General features: G+C 46.5%; 13 protein-coding genes. 10 read left to right on the top strand and 3 right to left on the bottom strand.

What is annotated here, in order from left to right; genetic code table 11:
* Positions 1–112 precede the first annotated feature (112 nt).
* The 5 genes from H3H32_RS21840 to H3H32_RS21820 all read left to right on the top strand — a co-directional run bounded on the left by H3H32_RS21840 (position 113) and on the right by H3H32_RS21820 (position 6,726).
* Positions 113–451 (top strand): PadR family transcriptional regulator, encoded by a 339-nt coding sequence (locus tag H3H32_RS21840; protein WP_182457740.1) that lies wholly within the window; start codon positions 113–115, stop codon positions 449–451.
* Positions 448–3,123 carry an ABC transporter permease gene (locus tag H3H32_RS21835; protein WP_220472555.1) on the top strand — a complete coding sequence of 892 codons (2,676 nt, stop codon included), beginning with the start codon at positions 448–450 and terminating at the stop codon, positions 3,121–3,123. The genes H3H32_RS21840 and H3H32_RS21835 overlap by 4 nt, the downstream gene beginning before the upstream one ends.
* A gap of 58 nt (positions 3,124–3,181) precedes the next feature.
* Complete coding sequence (locus tag H3H32_RS21830; protein WP_220472554.1) at positions 3,182–5,791, top strand: ABC transporter permease; 2,610 nt, start codon at positions 3,182–3,184, stop codon at positions 5,789–5,791.
* A 33-nt stretch (positions 5,792–5,824) separates the two neighbouring features.
* Positions 5,825–6,499 carry a hypothetical protein gene (locus tag H3H32_RS21825; RefSeq protein ID WP_240543450.1) on the top strand — a complete coding sequence of 225 codons (675 nt, stop codon included), beginning with the start codon at positions 5,825–5,827 and terminating at the stop codon, positions 6,497–6,499.
* A gap of 65 nt (positions 6,500–6,564) precedes the next feature.
* Entirely contained in the window at positions 6,565–6,726 is a 162-nt protein-coding gene (locus H3H32_RS21820) for a hypothetical protein (RefSeq protein WP_182457738.1), read from the top strand.
* A gap of 152 nt (positions 6,727–6,878) precedes the next feature.
* On the opposite strand, the gene H3H32_RS21815 is transcribed toward H3H32_RS21820, so the two are convergent.
* Entirely contained in the window at positions 6,879–7,244 is a 366-nt protein-coding gene (locus tag H3H32_RS21815; RefSeq protein WP_182457737.1) for a hypothetical protein, read from the bottom strand.
* Positions 7,245–7,613: 369 nt separating this feature from the next.
* Here H3H32_RS21815 and H3H32_RS21810 point away from each other — a divergent pair, with 369 nt between their 5' ends.
* From H3H32_RS21810 to H3H32_RS38050, 5 genes are all read left to right on the top strand, one after another.
* Positions 7,614–8,006, top strand: coding sequence for a VOC family protein (locus tag H3H32_RS21810; RefSeq protein ID WP_182457736.1), 393 nt, complete (start codon positions 7,614–7,616; stop codon positions 8,004–8,006).
* A gap of 25 nt (positions 8,007–8,031) precedes the next feature.
* Entirely contained in the window at positions 8,032–8,361 is a 330-nt protein-coding gene (locus tag H3H32_RS21805; protein ID WP_182457735.1) for a hypothetical protein, read from the top strand.
* Positions 8,362–8,381: 20 nt separating this feature from the next.
* Positions 8,382–8,735, top strand: coding sequence for an ankyrin repeat domain-containing protein (locus H3H32_RS21800; RefSeq protein WP_182457734.1), 354 nt, complete (start codon positions 8,382–8,384; stop codon positions 8,733–8,735).
* A 353-nt stretch (positions 8,736–9,088) separates the two neighbouring features.
* Positions 9,089–12,361, top strand: coding sequence for a carboxypeptidase-like regulatory domain-containing protein (locus H3H32_RS21795; RefSeq protein ID WP_309547102.1), 3,273 nt, complete (start codon positions 9,089–9,091; stop codon positions 12,359–12,361).
* Positions 12,362–12,368: 7 nt separating this feature from the next.
* Positions 12,369–12,641: a hypothetical protein gene (locus H3H32_RS38050; protein WP_309547101.1), complete on the top strand. Its 273-nt coding sequence runs from the start codon at positions 12,369–12,371 to the stop codon at positions 12,639–12,641.
* A 195-nt stretch (positions 12,642–12,836) separates the two neighbouring features.
* Here the strand turns inward: H3H32_RS38050 and H3H32_RS21790 are convergent, their stop codons facing one another.
* Together H3H32_RS21790 and H3H32_RS21785 are read right to left on the bottom strand one after the other, a co-directional pair.
* The gene (locus H3H32_RS21790) at positions 12,837–16,721 is read right to left on the bottom strand and encodes a sialate O-acetylesterase (protein WP_182457733.1); all 3,885 of its coding nucleotides are present in this window, start codon (positions 16,719–16,721) and stop codon (positions 12,837–12,839) included.
* A 12-nt stretch (positions 16,722–16,733) separates the two neighbouring features.
* Positions 16,734–16,880, bottom strand: a complete 147-nt coding sequence (locus H3H32_RS21785) for a hypothetical protein (RefSeq protein ID WP_182457732.1) — start codon at positions 16,878–16,880, stop codon at positions 16,734–16,736.
* Between the last annotated feature and the right edge of the window lie 131 nt (positions 16,881–17,011).

The raw sequence follows: 17,011 nt of genomic DNA, 5'->3' as shown, positions 1-17,011 counted from the left end.
ACAGATTTTACTAACTATCATGATGTTAAATGCTCAACCTGACCCATTTGAGCCAGGTTTTCTTTTTGGTCGCATATTTGTACGATAAAATATAAACTAATCAGCAAGGGCCATGCGACGTACGTATTTAGGCGAGTTTGAAGAGGTTGTTCTGTTAATGGTGGCGATTCTGGATGGGGAAGGCTACGGGGTTACCGTTAGTCAGGCACTGGAGGAACACACGGGCCGAATTGTAACATTTGGTACTGTCCATAACACGCTCATTCGCCTGGAGGAGAAAGGCTTCGTGACCTCGGAATTGGGCGGAGGTACAACGGAGCGGGGCGGACGACGAAAGCGCTTGTTTCGGGTAACGGCTTTGGGGAGCAAGGCTCTTCAGGAGATTCAGCAGCTTCGCCAGGAGCTTTGGGGAATGATTCCACCTAAAATAGTACAGTTAAGTGGCCAATGAACTCACCTGACAAAACCCCACCACGTTGGGCACACTGGCTTTTAACTACGCTTCACCCGCATGAAACCCTGGAAGAAGTTGAAGGCGATCTGGATGAACTGTACATGTACTGGTATGATCGGGCGGGCCGGACACAGGCAAGCTTACGCTATTTGCTGAATGTAGTGTCGGTGTTGCCACCCTTTGTGCGCCGACGAAAGCCTAGTAAACAACAAGATTACCGAACCACCTCAAACCTACACCCTGACATGATTCGTAATTATCTCAAAATCGCCTTTCGCAATCTGAAACGACAAAAAGTCTCAACCAGTATTAATGTGATTGGGCTAGCCATTGGTCTGGCTACTGGCATCCTGATTATGCTGTACGTGCAGGATGAATTATCCTACGATCGCTATAACGAGAAAGCAGACCGCATTTTCCGGGCTAACCTTAAATTGCAGTTGAACGGAAAAGACGTTGGTGGCCCCAGTTTAGGGCAGAATGCCGCCCGGGACTTGAAACAGGAATTTCCGGAAGTACTAAAAGCAACACGCATCAGGGGGCAGGGAGGTGAGTTTGTCAGCTATGGAACAACCTCATTCAGACAAGATAACCTGCTGCTTGCCGACTCCTCTTTTTTCGATGTATTCACCATTCCGTTTCTGAAAGGAAATCCGAAGCGGGCATTAGCCGAGCCAAATACGGTAGTATTGACTGAAGAAACCGCCCGAAAATACTTCGGCAATCAGGACCCGATTGGAAAAGTCCTGTCATTTGGCAACGACAAGAGGCCCTATCGGGTTACAGGCGTGGTCAGGAATGTACCGACAAACTCCCATTTTCGGTTCGATATGCTGGCTACGTTAGTCGGTCATGATCAAGTTATCGATTGGCCGGGATGGCTGTATAGCATCGACTATCAAACCTACGTGCTTCTACCCGAGCATTACGATTACAAACAGCTGGAGGCCAAAATCTCCAAACTCGCTGAAAAACAGATGGGGAGTGAAATACAGAAATGGCTGAAACTTACCCCGAAACAGTTTCGCGAGCGGGGTGATGATTTCGGGGTTTTTCTACAACCACTCACCGATATTCATTTGTATTCCAGGAGCGAGTCAAGTCAGAGTGGGAATATTATGTACGTATACGTGCTGACCGCCATTGCTGCTTTTATGCTGCTAATTGCGTGCGTAAATTTCATGAACCTGTCGACCGCTACGGCAGTTCGGCGTTCACGGGAGGTCGGGGTGCGTAAGGTGCTGGGTTCGGTAAAAGGGCAATTGCAGCAACAGTTCCTGATCGAATCAGTTCTGTTGGCGATAGTGGCGTTGTTGGTTGGATTACTGCTGGTAGGTCTGGCGCTGCCGTTTTTTAATCAATTGACGGGTAAAGCTCTTGCCATGAGTTTATTGACCAACTCATCTGTAGCGGCTGGTTTAGTAGCGGGCACTGTGCTGGTGGGGCTGCTGGCTGGTAGTTACCCGGCTTTTTACCTGTCTTCCTTTAAGCCTGTTTTAGTCTTGAAGGGACGGGCTACAGCCAGACGAGGAAGTTTTAACCTGCGAAGCGGTTTGGTGGTCTTTCAATTTTTTGTTACCATCTCACTAATCATCGCCACCGTTACCGCCGACCGCCAACTGCGTTACATGCAAAGCCAGAAAGTCGGATTTGATCACGAACAAGTGCTGGTGATTCATGACACGCACATGCTCCGAAACAACGAGACGGTATTTCGCGACAGAATCATTCAATCTCCACAAGTCGTCATGGGGAGCATCTCAGGGCAGGTACCCGTCGGGCGGACCAACATGGATAACACCACCGTAAGGACCAAAGAAAATCCTGATCAGGGTGTCATGACCCGGTTCTATTTCGTTGATCCTGAGTATATCCCTACCCTGGGAATGCGGATGGTGCAGGGGCGTAATTTTTCAAAAAGTTTCCCGACCGATGCCTCTGGGGTTATTCTGAATGAAACGGCTGTACAAGCCTTGGGTTGGCAGAAGAACCCGATTGGCAGAGAGCTAATTGGTCACACGGATGATAATGGCGTAAATATAATATACCGGGTTGTTGGTGTCGTCAGCGACTTCCATTTCGAATCGCTACGGCAGAAAATCGGACCTTTAGCCATGTTTTTGGGTAGAAACTCCGGCAATATTCTTGTCAAAACCCGTACAGATAAACTTCCGGAGTTTCTGGCTTCGTTGAAGCAGCAATGGGAATCATTTGCACCCGCAGCCCCATTTAGCTATTCGTTTCTAGATGATCGATTTGCAAAGGTTTATGTCAGCGAGCAAAAAATAGAACAGGTATTAACCCTCTTCTCAAGCCTAACCATTTTCATTGCCTGCTTAGGGTTATTCGGATTGGCCACCTACACCGCCGAGCAACGCACCAAGGAGATTGGTGTTCGGAAAGTGCTGGGCGCATCCGTTGGCAGTGTGGTGGCCTTACTTTCCAAAGACTTTCTCAAACTCATTCTGATTGCGCTGGTGATTGCTTCCCCCATTGCCTGGTGGGGCATGAATCAATGGCTAAAGGAGTTTGCCTATAAGGTTACAATGGACTGGTGGATTTTCGCGTTGGCCGGACTGCTAGCAATTGGGATTGCCTTGCTGACGGTGAGTTATCAGAGTATAAAAGCCGCGTTGGTGAATCCGGTGAAATCGTTACGTAGTGAATAACCCGTATCCCCGTGCGTAGAGACAGGGCATGCCCTGTCTCTGCCAATACCCATCTACCATGAAACCGCCCCGCTTTGCCCACTGGCTCTTAACCCGACTTCATCCTAAAGAAACACTCGAAGAAGTTGAAGGCGACTTGGATGAACTGTATACGTACTGGTATAATCGGGTGGGCTGGACACAGGCTGGCCTGCGCTATTTGCTGAATGTAGTATCGGTGCTGCCGCCCTTTGTGCGACGACGAGAACCGAAACGCTACAATGAATTTCCAAATCCAACAAATACGGCTATGCTAAAAAACTATCTAAAAATCGCTCTTAGAAATCTGTTGAAAAATAAGGTTTATTCGTTCATCAACATAGCAGGCTTAAGCATTGGACTGGCTTGTGCCATTTTAATTATGTTGTATGTAAAAGATGAAGTAAGCTTTGACCGGTTTCATGAACATGTAAATACTATTTACCGTATTGAACGCAACCATAAGAATGGCAGTACAGGTTTTTTACAAGGACCAAGATTTACGCAAAATATCCCTGGAATAAAATCTTTCGTTCGTGTGCAGGGAGGGGCTGTAGATATAAAAAAAGGAGCTGAAGTGCAGGAGCAAGGTATGGTGTTATACGTTGACTCAAATTTCTTTTCTGTATTTACATTTCCTTTATTAGCCGGAAACCTTAAAACCTGTTTACTAGAACCACATTCAATTGTATTGAATGAAGATGTTGCAAAGAAATATTTTAATACAACTGATGCTGTCGGCAAAGTAATGATGATAAAAGTAGATACCACTTTTGTCTCTTACAAAGTGACGGCTGTAACAAAACGCTGCCCGCAAAATTCTTCCATACAATTTGACGCATTGCTGCCTTTTATCGTCTCTGACGCTGATATAAAGGATACCCATAACTGGTTTAATTCTTTCCTAAATACATTTGTCGTATTGGATGATAAAGCAAACCTGCAAACAGTTGAAAAGCAAATGCAACGTTTTTATGTTGCAGATGCGAAGCGAACTTTTTATGAGATGCTGAAAAATGATGGCGGAAACCCGAGTGATATTCCTATGGGTACCTATTTTTTGCAGCCTTATCTTGACATGCATTTAAACACAGAACTGCCTGTAGCTAATGGATTAACTAACGCAAGTAACCCAATTTATTCTTATTTACTTTCAGGCATTGCAATGTTTGTGTTGCTGATTGCCTGCATCAATTTTGTGAACCTCACTATTGCACGGTCAATTAAGCGTGCGAAAGAAATCGGCATTCGCAAAGTGATGGGCAGTGATAGAAAACAGTTGATATTCCAGTTTCTCGGCGAATCGTTTTTTCTCTGCACGGTTGCTTGTGTATTAGCTATTGCGTTGGTGTACTTGTTATTGCCGTTGTTTAATGAACTTGCCAATAAAGCATTGTCAATTTCTTATTTGTTCGATGCAAAATTAATTACAGCTTATAGTACTTTGTATATCATCACAGGCTTGCTTGCAGGCTTCTACCCTGCATTGGTTTTATCTGGTTACAACCCTGTACAAACTCTGTATAGCCGTTTTCAGATAGCAGGGAAAAATTACCTGCAAAAATCATTGGTGGTATTGCAGTTTACGCTCGCATCGTTTTTGATCATTGCTACAAGTACCATTTATGAACAGTTTAATTTATTAACCAAAACCAATTTGGGGTATGATGACAATAATCTTGTTATCGTAAATAAAAACGACCTAAAATCTGCCGATGTTGCCGCTTTTAAGAAAGAATTGCTCAGAAATCCAAATATTGTCGGCGTTAGCATAAAAAATGCCGGGAAATGGGGCACTGGTACAAAAAATACCGTTGGCTCGCCCATATACTTTTCTGGTGAAACTGTTGATGAAAATTATTTGCCGTTATTGAAAATTCCATTAGTAGCAGGAAGGAATTTTTTAGCCTCATTTTCCGCTGATGCTGCACAATCTGTTATTGTGAATGAAAGTTTTGTAAAAGCAGCCAACTGGAAAAATCCAGTTGGCGAAACTATAGAGCTTTTGGGAAGTAGTAATGACAAGTATCATGTAATAGGTGTGGTGAAAGATTATCATTTTGCTTCATTAACCAAAAAAATAACACCGCAATTATTTAACATGAATGGCTCGTATGGAACTTATTATATCAAGATAAAGCCCAACACAGCGGCTGCAAGTTTAAAATGGATACAAAAAATATATCAGCGATTTTACCCGATGAGTGCTTATTCTTATGTGTTCAAAAACGATGAAAACAGGAAACAATATGCTGATATTGAAAAATGGAAACAGATTATTTTATTCGGTGCCATATTAACTATATTCATTTCCTGCATTGGTTTGTTTGGGTTATCTGTATTAGCTGCCGAACAACGAACAAAAGAAATTGGCATACGCAAAGTGCTGGGCGCTTCCGTAAGCAGTATTGTATCTGCCCTGTCAACCGATTTTATAAAATTGATTTTTATAGCCTTGGCCATATCAATACCCTTTGCCTGGGTAGCAACAAGCCAATGGCTGCAAGGTTATCCGTACCGCATAGCGCTTAGCTGGTGGCTGTTTGCATCGGCCGGACTCCTAGTCATTGCAGTGGCCTTCCTAACAACTAGCTTTCAATCGATCAAAGCGGCTTTGATAAATCCCGTGAAAAGCTTACGTAGCGAATGAGAGTTTACTAACAATAAATACAAACCAATGAAAATGAGAAAATCAATTTTTGTTTTGTTAGCTACTCTGTGTTGGCATATCAGTGTAGCCCAGATAAAGAAGCTACCTCTCACCAGCCAGGACGAGTTTACGCCGGTTCATGTGGAGGTATCGACAGAAACCTATCTCGGGAAAGCTAGTGTTCGGTTGGTCGATCCAGGTAATACCAACTTTTCGCAGGTAACCTATGCCAAAATCAAAAATCTACGCTTTCAGAACGGCACCATCGAGCTGGAACTGGCCGGTAAGCCACTCGCTACTGCCGGCGAGGGGGCACGAGGGTTTGTGGGTATCGCTTTCCGCGTTGCTGACGATGATTCCAAATTTGAATGCATCTACCTCCGCCCCACCAATGGTCGGGCGGAAGATCAGGTACGCCGTAATCACTCGGTGCAATATATCTCCTATCCTGATTTCCCCTGGGAGAAAAGCCGAAAAGAAACGCCCGAAAAGTACGAGTCGTATGTGGATCTGGCAGTGGGCGAATGGACAAAAGTAAAGATTGAGATTCAGGGAAATAAAGCCAGATTGTATGTACATGGCGCTTCACAGCCATCCCTGATCGTCAATGATCTAAAACATGGTCCAGCACAGGAAGGAGCCATTGCTTTATGGATCGGTCCTGGAACCGACGCCCATTTTACGAATCTGGTAGTCACCCCTAATTAATAATTGCCAGATGCGATCCAATGCTAATCCGCCCTTCAGAAATATGAGTATCGGCCTAAGCTCTCGTGGTGGATTTTTACCGCATCTGGTATTGGTGCGTTGATGATTACGTTACTGACAATCAGTTTGCAAAGTATAAAAGCATCACTGGTGAATCCGGTGAAGAGTTAGAAGAGCGAGTAGAACCCGGCGAATTGATGCCCAAAAAAGAAAGCCAGACGACGTAAAGTCACCTGGCTTTTGTTTCGCTCAATAGATGGCTATTTTTTCAATCAGGTACCTTTCACAGTATCCCCATTTATCAGCGAATTACGAATACATAACTATCGCCACGAAGAATTGTTTTCGAAGGCGCGACTATTTTCCACTTTTTTTCGCACTACAACTCACCAAGCTCTTTTTTAATCCCCTCGCACATTTTCTTGATTCGTCGGTACGATGCTTCAGAATTATCACCTTTGTCCAGTTCGATCCGCACGCGACCTGGCGATTCCTCCAATTTGAATTTAGTGTGATCGTCCAGGGTGGTTGTAATATCCACATTGTCGCCTGAAAATGAACTGGTAGGCGCTACTTCGGCATTGATAAAGTCCTGAACCTGTTGGGTTTTGCTTTTATCGAATTTGGCGAAGAACTCATAGGTGTCATCTGAGTCTTTGACCGAAATTTTATGCTCATTTCCCTCACAACAGGTCAGTAGAGCACTGATAATAAGAAGGCCGGATATTCTTGTTAGCTGTTTCATTAGGATTAATGTTTTACAAGGAACTATGCAATATATAGTAGTGGTATATATTAATCACTTTCAAAATACACCAGCGGTAGTTTTACAGGATAAGGGCTAGTTGAGGTCTGTAAGACAACGACTTGTCTATTCGGATTTGACTTTCGTATGCGTGCCCATGCTAAAAAGAGTGATTGGGTACGAAGTCAAACAAAGCCACTGATTTCGGTAAGGGTATTGATAATTTTAGGAAAGCTGCTCACAGACCGTAAAAAGATTACGGCCTACAGGGTATAAACTTGCATCGATACAGTAAAGAACGCTACCAGAAGACGAATAGGCTTTGAGGTGAGGTAAACGAAATGATCTGTTAACGAAACAGCAAGACGAATGGAAACGACAACAGTACTTATTAAAAATGCCTGGCCTTATCAGGAAGATAAAATGAATTTACCCGTTCACAATCTGGAAACGGCTATCCCTTTTTATGAAACCATCATGGGCTTTCAGGTTGTCGTCAGAGATGATACCCCTTATAAGTCGGCTACGTTGTCTAAAGGTGAATTTCAGATGGGACTTGCTGAAAATGGGGGCGATCCAACCCAGGATGGCTGTTTCTTCGAGGTCGATGATCTCGAAAAGGCGTTTGCGGAATTAAAGGCCAATGGTCTGGAAAAAGGACTATCGGAGTTTCAACGTCAAACCCACGGAACGACCGAATGGAACGTCTTTTTTGTCGTCGCTCCCGATGGACTTTGCTACTGCTACGGTGAGCGACAATAGGATGTATACCTGAACAACAAATACAATGTCTCTACAAAAATTGATCGCGGAGAAATACCTTGATGGTATCCGCCAAGCACTTGACCAAAATCCTGATCTGGCCAACAAAGGCATGCCGTATGACGAGCACAATACGACCAAAGCGCACCCCCTTCACCGAATTTGCGATGGAGTATTCAACAATACGTACTCGGATGAGGAAGCAGTTGAGATGGCGAGCCTTCTGCTGGAATATGGTGCACGGGTAGATGGCTATAAACTGGTTGAAAATCAGGATACACCACTGCTCGCGGCTGCCAGCCTACATGCCGATAAGGTGGGTCTGCTGTATATTGAAAAAGGGGCAGTTTGTTAAAGGCGAGACGCTTACGCTCAATGATGGTGGGTCTGCTGTATATTGAAAAAGGGGCTACTATTCATCATGCCGGGTGTCATGGAGGAACGGCTTTGCACTGGGCCGCCTGGACAGGTCGGGATAAACTGGTGCAGCGATTGCTTCAAGAGGGGGCCGATATCCATAAACGGTGTACGACCTTTTGGGGTACGCCACTCTTATGGGCGGTTCATGGATTCAAATTCGGCGGGCCTGAAAACCGATACCATCAAATCAATTGCGTACGCTTGTTGCTGGAAGCCGGGTCTGATAAAACTATTCCAAACAAAAGTGGAGAAAAAGCCGTCGATTTTCTAAGTGAAGAGGATGTTAAATTAAGGCAACTTCTGAGTTAGCGAGCAGCTATAGTCTTTCTCTTGCTGTGGTGGGATCAAATTCCTATTGGGTGGAACTATAAAGAAATCGTGGAGCGCGTTTTAGCTAGCCCAAAGCTATAAACCGCAGATTATTAGGATACCGGGTCGCCGGTGCGATTAAGATTAGGTATGATTGTAGTTGAATCCACGTAAATCCGCTTAATCCTAAAAATCTGCGGTCTATATTCGCTGCTTCCCGGGCATCTTATTAGCTTGTGAAACACACCTTTTGGATGGTATCCTCACTCTTTATTGACAACTGACTGCATAGTACAACCATAGGTATAATTACATAGCGTGGTTCTTTTTTTATAGAGAATAATTTAATCTCTATGCGCACCTCATTCTTCATTGGTTGTATAATGGCCCTTCTGCTGCTAGGAGCGCCCCGGTTCGCTCATGGACAAACAACAACTGTTCTGACTGGATATGTAACGGATGCCAATACGGGCAAGCCTATGCCCTTTGCCAACGTCTATGTGAATGGATCAACGCGAGGGGCGGTTACCGATGAAAAAGGAGCGTATACCCTTGCTGGCATTTCACTAGGTACGGTCGAAATAGCCGCTTCATTTGTGGGCTATCAGCCAGCTACGCAAAAAATCCGATTCGATAATACGGCACCCCAGAAGGCTAATTTTGCGCTCAAACCGAGTGAACAAACACTGGATGCTGTAACCGTGCGGGGAAATCCCAAACAATGGGAACGGCACCTGCGGCAGTTTAAAAAGCAACTCTTCGGCGAACCATTTGGCTCACAGTGTCTGCTGGTCAACAGCGAAGTACTAAATTTTAAAGAAGACAAAGATCATCTGTATGCCACGGCAAATGAGCCATTAATCATTGAAAATCAGGCGCTAGGTTATCGACTAATCTATGCGTTGCAACATTTCGATGCCACGGCGTCAGGAAATGTGTATTCGGCGGGTAGTGCCCGTTTTGAAGAACTAAAGCCCGAGAATGAGCGGCAAGCCAGCCGGTTTCAACGGAACCGACTAATGGCTTACAAAGGCTCAATCCGGCACTTGATGGCCAGCCTGATTGACAACACGTTCGAGCAGGCTGGCTTCATGGTTTATCAGGAAGATCTGACAAAGGCGATCTCCATCGAACAGCGGTCAATTACCCTGTCCGCTATGGTTAACGACTACAAGCGGCTGGTTCCCGTGAAGACCGCTACGTTGATTCAAGCTGGCCGATTAGCTTCTGAACGTAAATTGGTTTCGCCCAGCAAACTGATTGTATTCTACACAAATGCGACCTCGGGTTTCTCGCCCTATCCCGATGCCCGTTATGCCTATACGGAAATGAGACTGCCGAGCGGGCAGCTGCAAATGACTGTGGATGGGCTTATTACCATGCCGGAGGGCATGGAAGCGAAAGGATCGATGGGCAATGACCGCCTATCGACGATGCTACCCGCCGACTGGAAACCTGAAGGTAATGAGAAGGAATCATTGCCAACTAATCAGTTGGTTACGCAGGGAAAACTCATGCCACCCGACGCCCGCCTGGAACGGATCAGGACGGCCTTCAACGAGCGATTCAAGTTGCTGGCTCCCACCTTGTTTGTGCACATCGATAAACCCTTTTACGCCACGGGCGATCGGCTCTGGATGAGCACGTACTTCCTCGATGCGGCTAGTCACCAGCGAGCCACTGGCGAAACGGCCATCCACGTCGACCTGCTTAGTTCAACCGGAAAACTCGTGCAACATCAGTGGGTGCGGATCGCTGACGGACGGGGCGAAGGCAATTTCCGTCTGTCGGATACTCTCTTGACGGGCACCTATCGCCTGCGGGCTTATACCGATGAGGATGACGCCCAACGACGCCCAGCTTTCGAGCGGTCGGTGGCGATTTATAATCTGATCCGCAATAAGGTATCGATACGGAGTGATTCGGCTGCTCAGCCTTTAGACGTTCAGATTTTGCCTGAAGGTGGTCGCTGGATTGCTGGTTTACCCGCACGTCTGGGTATAAAAATTGTGCAGTCTAATGGCCAGGGTTTACCGATAGAGGGCCGTATTATTGATGAATCAGGCACTGAAGTCGTTCGTTTTAAGACTAATCCGCAGGGGATGGGCAGCGTGTCTATGGAACCAAAGCCGCAGCGGGCCTATTATGCCGACGTAACGTATAATAACCAACTACAACATGTTTCGTTGCCCAAACCCGAAACGGAAGGGTTGTTGCTTTCAGCCGATGCGATCAGCGATACCAGTCGGCTAGCGCTGACCATACTAAGTACTAACCGGGCTGCTATCGACTCTGCGTATGTGCTGATTCAACAACACGGTCGTGTGGTCGATCAGCGAAAAATTCTGTTGCAGAATGGGGTGGCGAAAGTCAGCTTGCCGATGATGAGTTGGTTGCCGGGCCTGACGCAAGTTACCCTGTACGATGCCAGTGCCCGCCCTCAAGCCGAACGATTGATTTTTGTGCCCGAATTCACGGCGCCAGTACGTGTGCTGATGGGTGTCAACAAAAAACAGTATCAACCCCGCGAGTCCGTAACCCTGAGTCTGAAGCTGAGTGATAACGGATTACCGGCGTTAGCCGCTTTGTCGACCTCAATTACCGATGCGGGCAAAGTGCCTGCTGATACCGCCGAGGCCACCTTGTCTGCCCATTTGTTGCTAACGGGAGAGCTTCGGGGGCGTATCGAAAATCCCAATCAATACGTCCTGAAGCCCTCTGCCGAAAGCCGTCGAGCGTTGGACGACCTGCTGCTAACGCAGGGTTGGCGACGGGTCAGTGGCACGCCCGAAACCGATTCGCTGGGTGGGATATCGCTGCGGGGCCAGCTTGTGAATGCGAAGAATCAACCCATCCCTGGCGCGCAGATTATTGTAGCATCGATTGGCCTCGGACAATCGTTCGCAAAATCGGCTGGTGCTGACGGGCAGGGACGCTTTCGGCTGGCGGGGCTGGCCATTGCCGATACGACACAACTACTGACGCGAATCACTGACCGTCAGTTAAGAAACCTTTCTAGCAAAGAAGCTTTTCTGGTTCAGGAAGCCATCGGCAAAGGATGGGAATCCGGTCGACTGATGGGTGCGCCCAACTGGTCGACGTTGCGGGCCCAATTAGAAGTCGCTCGAACCCGGCAAGAAGCCAATACTGATTTTTACCGCGACAAAACGGCGAAAGTGCTGCAAGAAGTGTCGGTTCGGGCGCAAAAAATCGATAAAAGACCTGAGGACATTCAAATGCGTAGTTTGCACAATGAGGCTGATGCTGTTATTGTGGTCGATGAGAAATCGCCAGTTTTCCAGAATTTATACGAAATGCTTCAGGGACGATTAACCGGCGTAACGGTTAAACGAATAGGGGCTGCTGTACCGCTTTCCTATAATGTATCGATACGAGGAACAACTAGTTTTAACATGGGTTCACAACCCTTATATTTGATGGACGGTATGCCCATCGAAGACCCATATGGAACGGCTTTGTTTTTCTTCAGCTCAACTGATATTGAGCGTATTGAAGTCTTGAAAAGTGCCAGTACGACGGGCATATACGGGGCTAGGGGGGGGCAACGGAGTCATTGCTTTTTATACAAAAAGCGCACGCTCTATGCAGGCAAACGCGAAACCTAAAGAGAGTATGAAGCCCATTCAATTTATTGGTTACCCATCGGTACAGCGTGAGTTCTACGTTCCACGTTATAATACAGAAGTAGCCACCGACTCCATTACTGGCGCCGTCGATTACCGGGATGTTCTGTATTGGAAACCACTCATGCAGACTGATAGCAAGGGGCACAGCCAGCTACGATTTCCGCTTTCAGACGTAGTGCGAACGGTACGCGTTGTGGTACAAGGCGTTACGGCCGATGGTCGTCCGGTGCTGGGCGTTCAGCTAATCCGGGTTCAATAGCGATTTTGTTTAAACGTTCTTATTTCTGTTGAATTTGAACCGTTTACTGTCATTCCGACTTTAGGAGGAATCTCAAATTTCTCATTAGTCAATCTTGAGATTCTTCCTAAAGTCGGAATGACAACAAAGGGCTACATATTTTCTTAGTAGAGAGAAGTTTAAATAGTTTAAGTATTGAAAATCTGCGGTCTATGGTTAAGGCGTAACTTGCCCAATCCGAAGCGTTACCGTCGCTGTATCGTCTTCACCGTTTGTAAAGCCGTTGTTCGGAGTTGAGTCCGGATCTGCTAAGGAGGATGCTTCGATTTGCGTCTGTACTATTTTATTGCCGGTCGTTGTAGGCGTCATGGTAAAGGTAAGTACCGCCTGACCACCCGAAGCAATACTGGCTATCGTACCACGAACGGTATTACTAACCACCGTCATTGTACCGCTGCTGGTGAATACTAATCCAGCAGGTAAGAGACAGCCAACCTGCACACTTTGAGCCGTTAATGCACCACTATTTCTGACAATCAAACTTGCCGAAACGGGCGAATTCGTTGCAGGTGCCATACTGCTCAGGGCCAGTTGTAAACTCAGATCGGCTTTGTTGGGGTCGCCAAAAGGTTGATTATTAACGACCTGAGGTAATATAGGTGCATTTTGCGAGACTGTAGTTGAAAATACAGATGATGAACTCTCGGTTGTTCGAAAATCTATCCAAGCAACATCATCCTCACCATTAATAATACTGGTATTGGGCCGTGAGTCCTGGTCCAACTGATCTGCCCGAACGATTTCGCTGGCTATTCGATAGATACCTGCTTGCTTGGGACGAGCGATGAACCCGAGTGCAATTTGTTGACCAATGTCCAGACTGGGGATTGATGCTAACAGAGTTCCCTGTTGGTAACTCATCGTTCCACTACTCGTGAACTGCAACTGATCGGGTAATTGGCAGCGTACCTGCACATTTGTAGCTGGCAAACTACTCTCATTTATAACGTTGATGGTGAAAGGTATGTCTTGATTAACTGAGGCTGTCCGGCTGTTTGACTCAGCCGTTAGCCGTAGATCACTTACGGTTGGAGCTTGCGCCAATAGCGCTGTTGTCGACCAGATAGAGCTTGTTAGGGCCATGTTCCAGGCTCTGGCCAGTCGGGTAAGGCCACTTCCCAGAAAATACGTGCCATCGGGTCTGGGTACTTGAATCGTATCAGTAATAGGGCCAGCCATAACCTGGGCTGTTGTCTGGATTACTTCATTCTGACGGTTGGTTACTGGTTCGTAACTGCCTGATGGATACAATGAACTCGTTGTATTATCGACTGAGGCTCGGGCTATAATCCACGGCAGTTGGGCAAAACCGGCATCCACCCGGCTTCGGTTAATCACGGCTTTTAAATCCGTCGCATAGTTGGTGGCTTGTGGCGTAGTGGAGTAATATTCACTTTCTCCCTGTTGCCAAAGTACTGCTCGCAAGCCTGTCAAAGAGACATAATCTTTCAGTACTCGTTTAAGATTGCTGTAGGGCATCCCAGCTGGCATTTGAGTATTGTCTATGGTATTTGTAGCGCCCTGTTCCATACTTTCCCGCCAGTTTCGAACGGTTGTGCCCGTCCAGGCTACGTTGTAAAATAGAACAGGAACATTGAGCCGATTGGTTAGTAAATTGCCTAATTCGCCCCAGCACCAGGCCGTATTGCCGTGCGGTCCGATTGCTTCCTTTGCCGTTATCTTACTGAATGCGGGAGGTAAAGGTAAGCGGGTCGTATCGGTATAATTATAATGAGGAACACTAATTACCCGCTCGTCAGCAGCCGATACAACCGATCGGTTGGGTGTAATCCCCTGTGCATTGTCTTCACCGGCAATCACAAAAACTTCGCCTACACCAACAGGCGTGACTCGTATGTGACTAATTACGCGGCTTTGCGCAATGGCCTGTATATCCAGATTATACCAGCCGCCAGTAGCCGTAACCGATCCCGAAAAAGTCCCATTGTTCGGTTGACTATCCAGTACGACATAGGAATCGTTGTTTTGCCCATAACCCGATACCGTTGGCGAAACCCGAATTTCAACCCGTTCAGTTTGAGCAGGGCAAAGGCCCCTGATATTGATCAGGGCAGTGTTGTTGTTATCTCTTTGTAAAACCGTTCGGGGTGTAGGAAACACTACATTGAGCGATGTGCCTGCTGTAGCAACGGGTGCTGAGGCTGGGAAAAGACGATCTTTTGGAATATAAACGGCTTGGGTAGTGCCGGGCACTACCCATTGTAAGCGAATCTGGGCATTGTACCAGTATTGATATAACTCAACCCGGATGTCGTACCGCTGATTTGCCTGCAACGTAATCTGGCCTTTTACTGTGAACGGATAAGCATGAGCACCCAATTCATCAATAATCAGTTGGCCATTGACCCAGATTCGGGTTGCATCATCATAGCTACTTTTTATGGCATACGTACCCGTAACTGGGGCTTCGATCTGACCAGTCCAACTAATAAGCCAATCACGGATGGGCATATAGGGCGTAGGCCCACTATCATACCAGGTCATATCCAACGGCCCATCTAGTTGTGAATATAAAACAGGACCATTTGTGTCAGAACCACTGTAATATTTTCCCGTTAACCCTGTGCCTGTTTTCTTGGCATAGGTTGGCGCAAAAACGGTAATTGGTGCACTAAGCGTCGACGAAAATACTGACGAGACAATTTTGGTCTTATAGGTTCCGGCTGCTAAGTTATCCGGAAGTGTTACGCGTAAGGGTCGGGTATTGTTGATGCCCAGGTTTGTTATGAATTGTCCAGTCGAAGAAACTAACTGGGCCGTATACGCAACACCCGATTCTGGGCCGTCCGGGGCTTCGTCTAAGAAAGGAATAACGAGATGCCCACCCTGATACTGATAAAAAGGCTGAGGCATACCAACTGTAAGTCGGGGTGCATCCTGCGGAAGAACATAAGGCGTCGACTGCTGAAAAAAACTGGTCGTGAGTGCCTGATTCCAGAGGTCGGCTAATTGAGGGTAAAATGACTGCAGGAAATGGGTGCCGTCCTGCCGATAGGCATTACCATAGGCATCGGTATTTGGGCCAGCATAGCAATAAGGAACCTGGGAGATCAATTGATTCTGGGCGGCAATAATATTGGGGTCGTTACTGCCTTCGAACCAGGAAGCTCGGGCAATCATCCAGGGTAAAGTTGTAACGCCTAAATCCTGACGGCTTGCTTCGATAACTTTCTGAATATTTGTGATGTAGTCAGATGCCGACTTCCCTTTGTCGGATTCGCCCTGATGCCACAGGATAGCGCGCAAGCCGGTTCGTTGTACATAGTGAGTCAGTGTTGCCTTTATGGCTCGATAGGGGCGTAAATCGTCGGCACCGTCCCATTGCGTACTCTCTGGAATAACCTGTCCTTCTGCGGTTTGGCGCCATTGGAGAGACGAGGTACCGCCAATGGCCGCCCCATAAATCAGAACGGGTACGCCTAATTTCTGAACAAGCTTGTCGCCTAGTAGGCCATAGATATAGGACGAATTGGTTGGACCAACATTCGTGGGAATCGATAAATGACTAAACGTAAGCGGAAAGCGCGACTCCGTAATCTGACCATCATAATAATTTAGACAGGATACCCGATCGTCGGAAGCGCCTGTTGTGTACGGAAAGCCCTGCGCATTGGACTGACCTGAAGCAATTAAAACTTCGCCGACGCCCACTCGATCAATACGTTGAATGCCCAGGCTCACGGCTCCATTGAAAGATTCGGCTTCCAGATCATACCAGCCTCCCTGAACAGAAAGAATACGCCCTGAAACAGCATTATTGGAAGGTGTAAAGGTCGACCAGGCCGTGGTGGTTCCTCCCTGACGAACAACTAACCGTACCTTAACCTGCGTAACTGATGCTGCGGCTACGGCATGAAAAGGAACCGCTGCCTGATTCGAGTTATCTCGTTGAAAAACGATTCGTGAGACGGGGAAGTTAAGTTGAAGCTGACCAAAAGTAATGGTCGGAATAAAGAGCAGTAAGCAGACAATTAGTTGTAATCGGTGGACTTTATGTACTAGTCTGTAGCAGTTAATCATAGACGTCTATTTTTAGTGTGGCGGGTGGTTTTTTGCTGAAAACAGCGCAAAGTCAGCTTGTGGCTGATTCTGTTGAACACTAGGTTTGGCACGGTATTTGGCCCGGCTTGTGTCCGCTTTTGGGGCTAATCGAATCCGAAATTTTACCGGATTTTTCATTCTTCCTTCGATTAATTAGCGAGAAGGATAGGTATTTAATTAAATATTATAGATTCATTTTTGTGTTATTGGTACATATTTTTGTGATTTATAGTACAATAAAGCTTACTATTCTTTTATGAATGAAAAGA

This window comes from Spirosoma foliorum (assembly GCF_014117325.1).
Taxonomy (GTDB): domain Bacteria; phylum Bacteroidota; class Bacteroidia; order Cytophagales; family Spirosomataceae; genus Spirosoma; species Spirosoma foliorum.
Note: the sequence above shows the minus strand (reverse complement) of the source record. Positions and strands in the feature narration are given on the sequence as shown.

Coding starts and splice junctions, on each gene's coding strand:
- H3H32_RS21840 (WP_182457740.1), top strand. CDS start 113: ATGCGACGTACGTATTTAGGCGAGTTTGAAGAGGTTGTTCTGTTAATG.
- H3H32_RS21835 (WP_220472555.1), top strand. CDS start 448: ATGAACTCACCTGACAAAACCCCACCACGTTGGGCACACTGGCTTTTA.
- H3H32_RS21830 (WP_220472554.1), top strand. CDS start 3,182: ATGAAACCGCCCCGCTTTGCCCACTGGCTCTTAACCCGACTTCATCCT.
- H3H32_RS21825 (WP_240543450.1), top strand. CDS start 5,825: ATGAGAAAATCAATTTTTGTTTTGTTAGCTACTCTGTGTTGGCATATC.
- H3H32_RS21815 (WP_182457737.1), bottom strand. CDS start 7,244: ATGAAACAGCTAACAAGAATATCCGGCCTTCTTATTATCAGTGCTCTA.
- H3H32_RS21810 (WP_182457736.1), top strand. CDS start 7,614: ATGGAAACGACAACAGTACTTATTAAAAATGCCTGGCCTTATCAGGAA.
- H3H32_RS21805 (WP_182457735.1), top strand. CDS start 8,032: ATGTCTCTACAAAAATTGATCGCGGAGAAATACCTTGATGGTATCCGC.
- H3H32_RS21800 (WP_182457734.1), top strand. CDS start 8,382: ATGATGGTGGGTCTGCTGTATATTGAAAAAGGGGCTACTATTCATCAT.
- H3H32_RS21795 (WP_309547102.1), top strand. CDS start 9,089: ATGCGCACCTCATTCTTCATTGGTTGTATAATGGCCCTTCTGCTGCTA.
- H3H32_RS38050 (WP_309547101.1), top strand. CDS start 12,369: ATGAAGCCCATTCAATTTATTGGTTACCCATCGGTACAGCGTGAGTTC.
- H3H32_RS21790 (WP_182457733.1), bottom strand. CDS start 16,721: ATGATTAACTGCTACAGACTAGTACATAAAGTCCACCGATTACAACTA.
- H3H32_RS21785 (WP_182457732.1), bottom strand. CDS start 16,880: ATGAAAAATCCGGTAAAATTTCGGATTCGATTAGCCCCAAAAGCGGAC.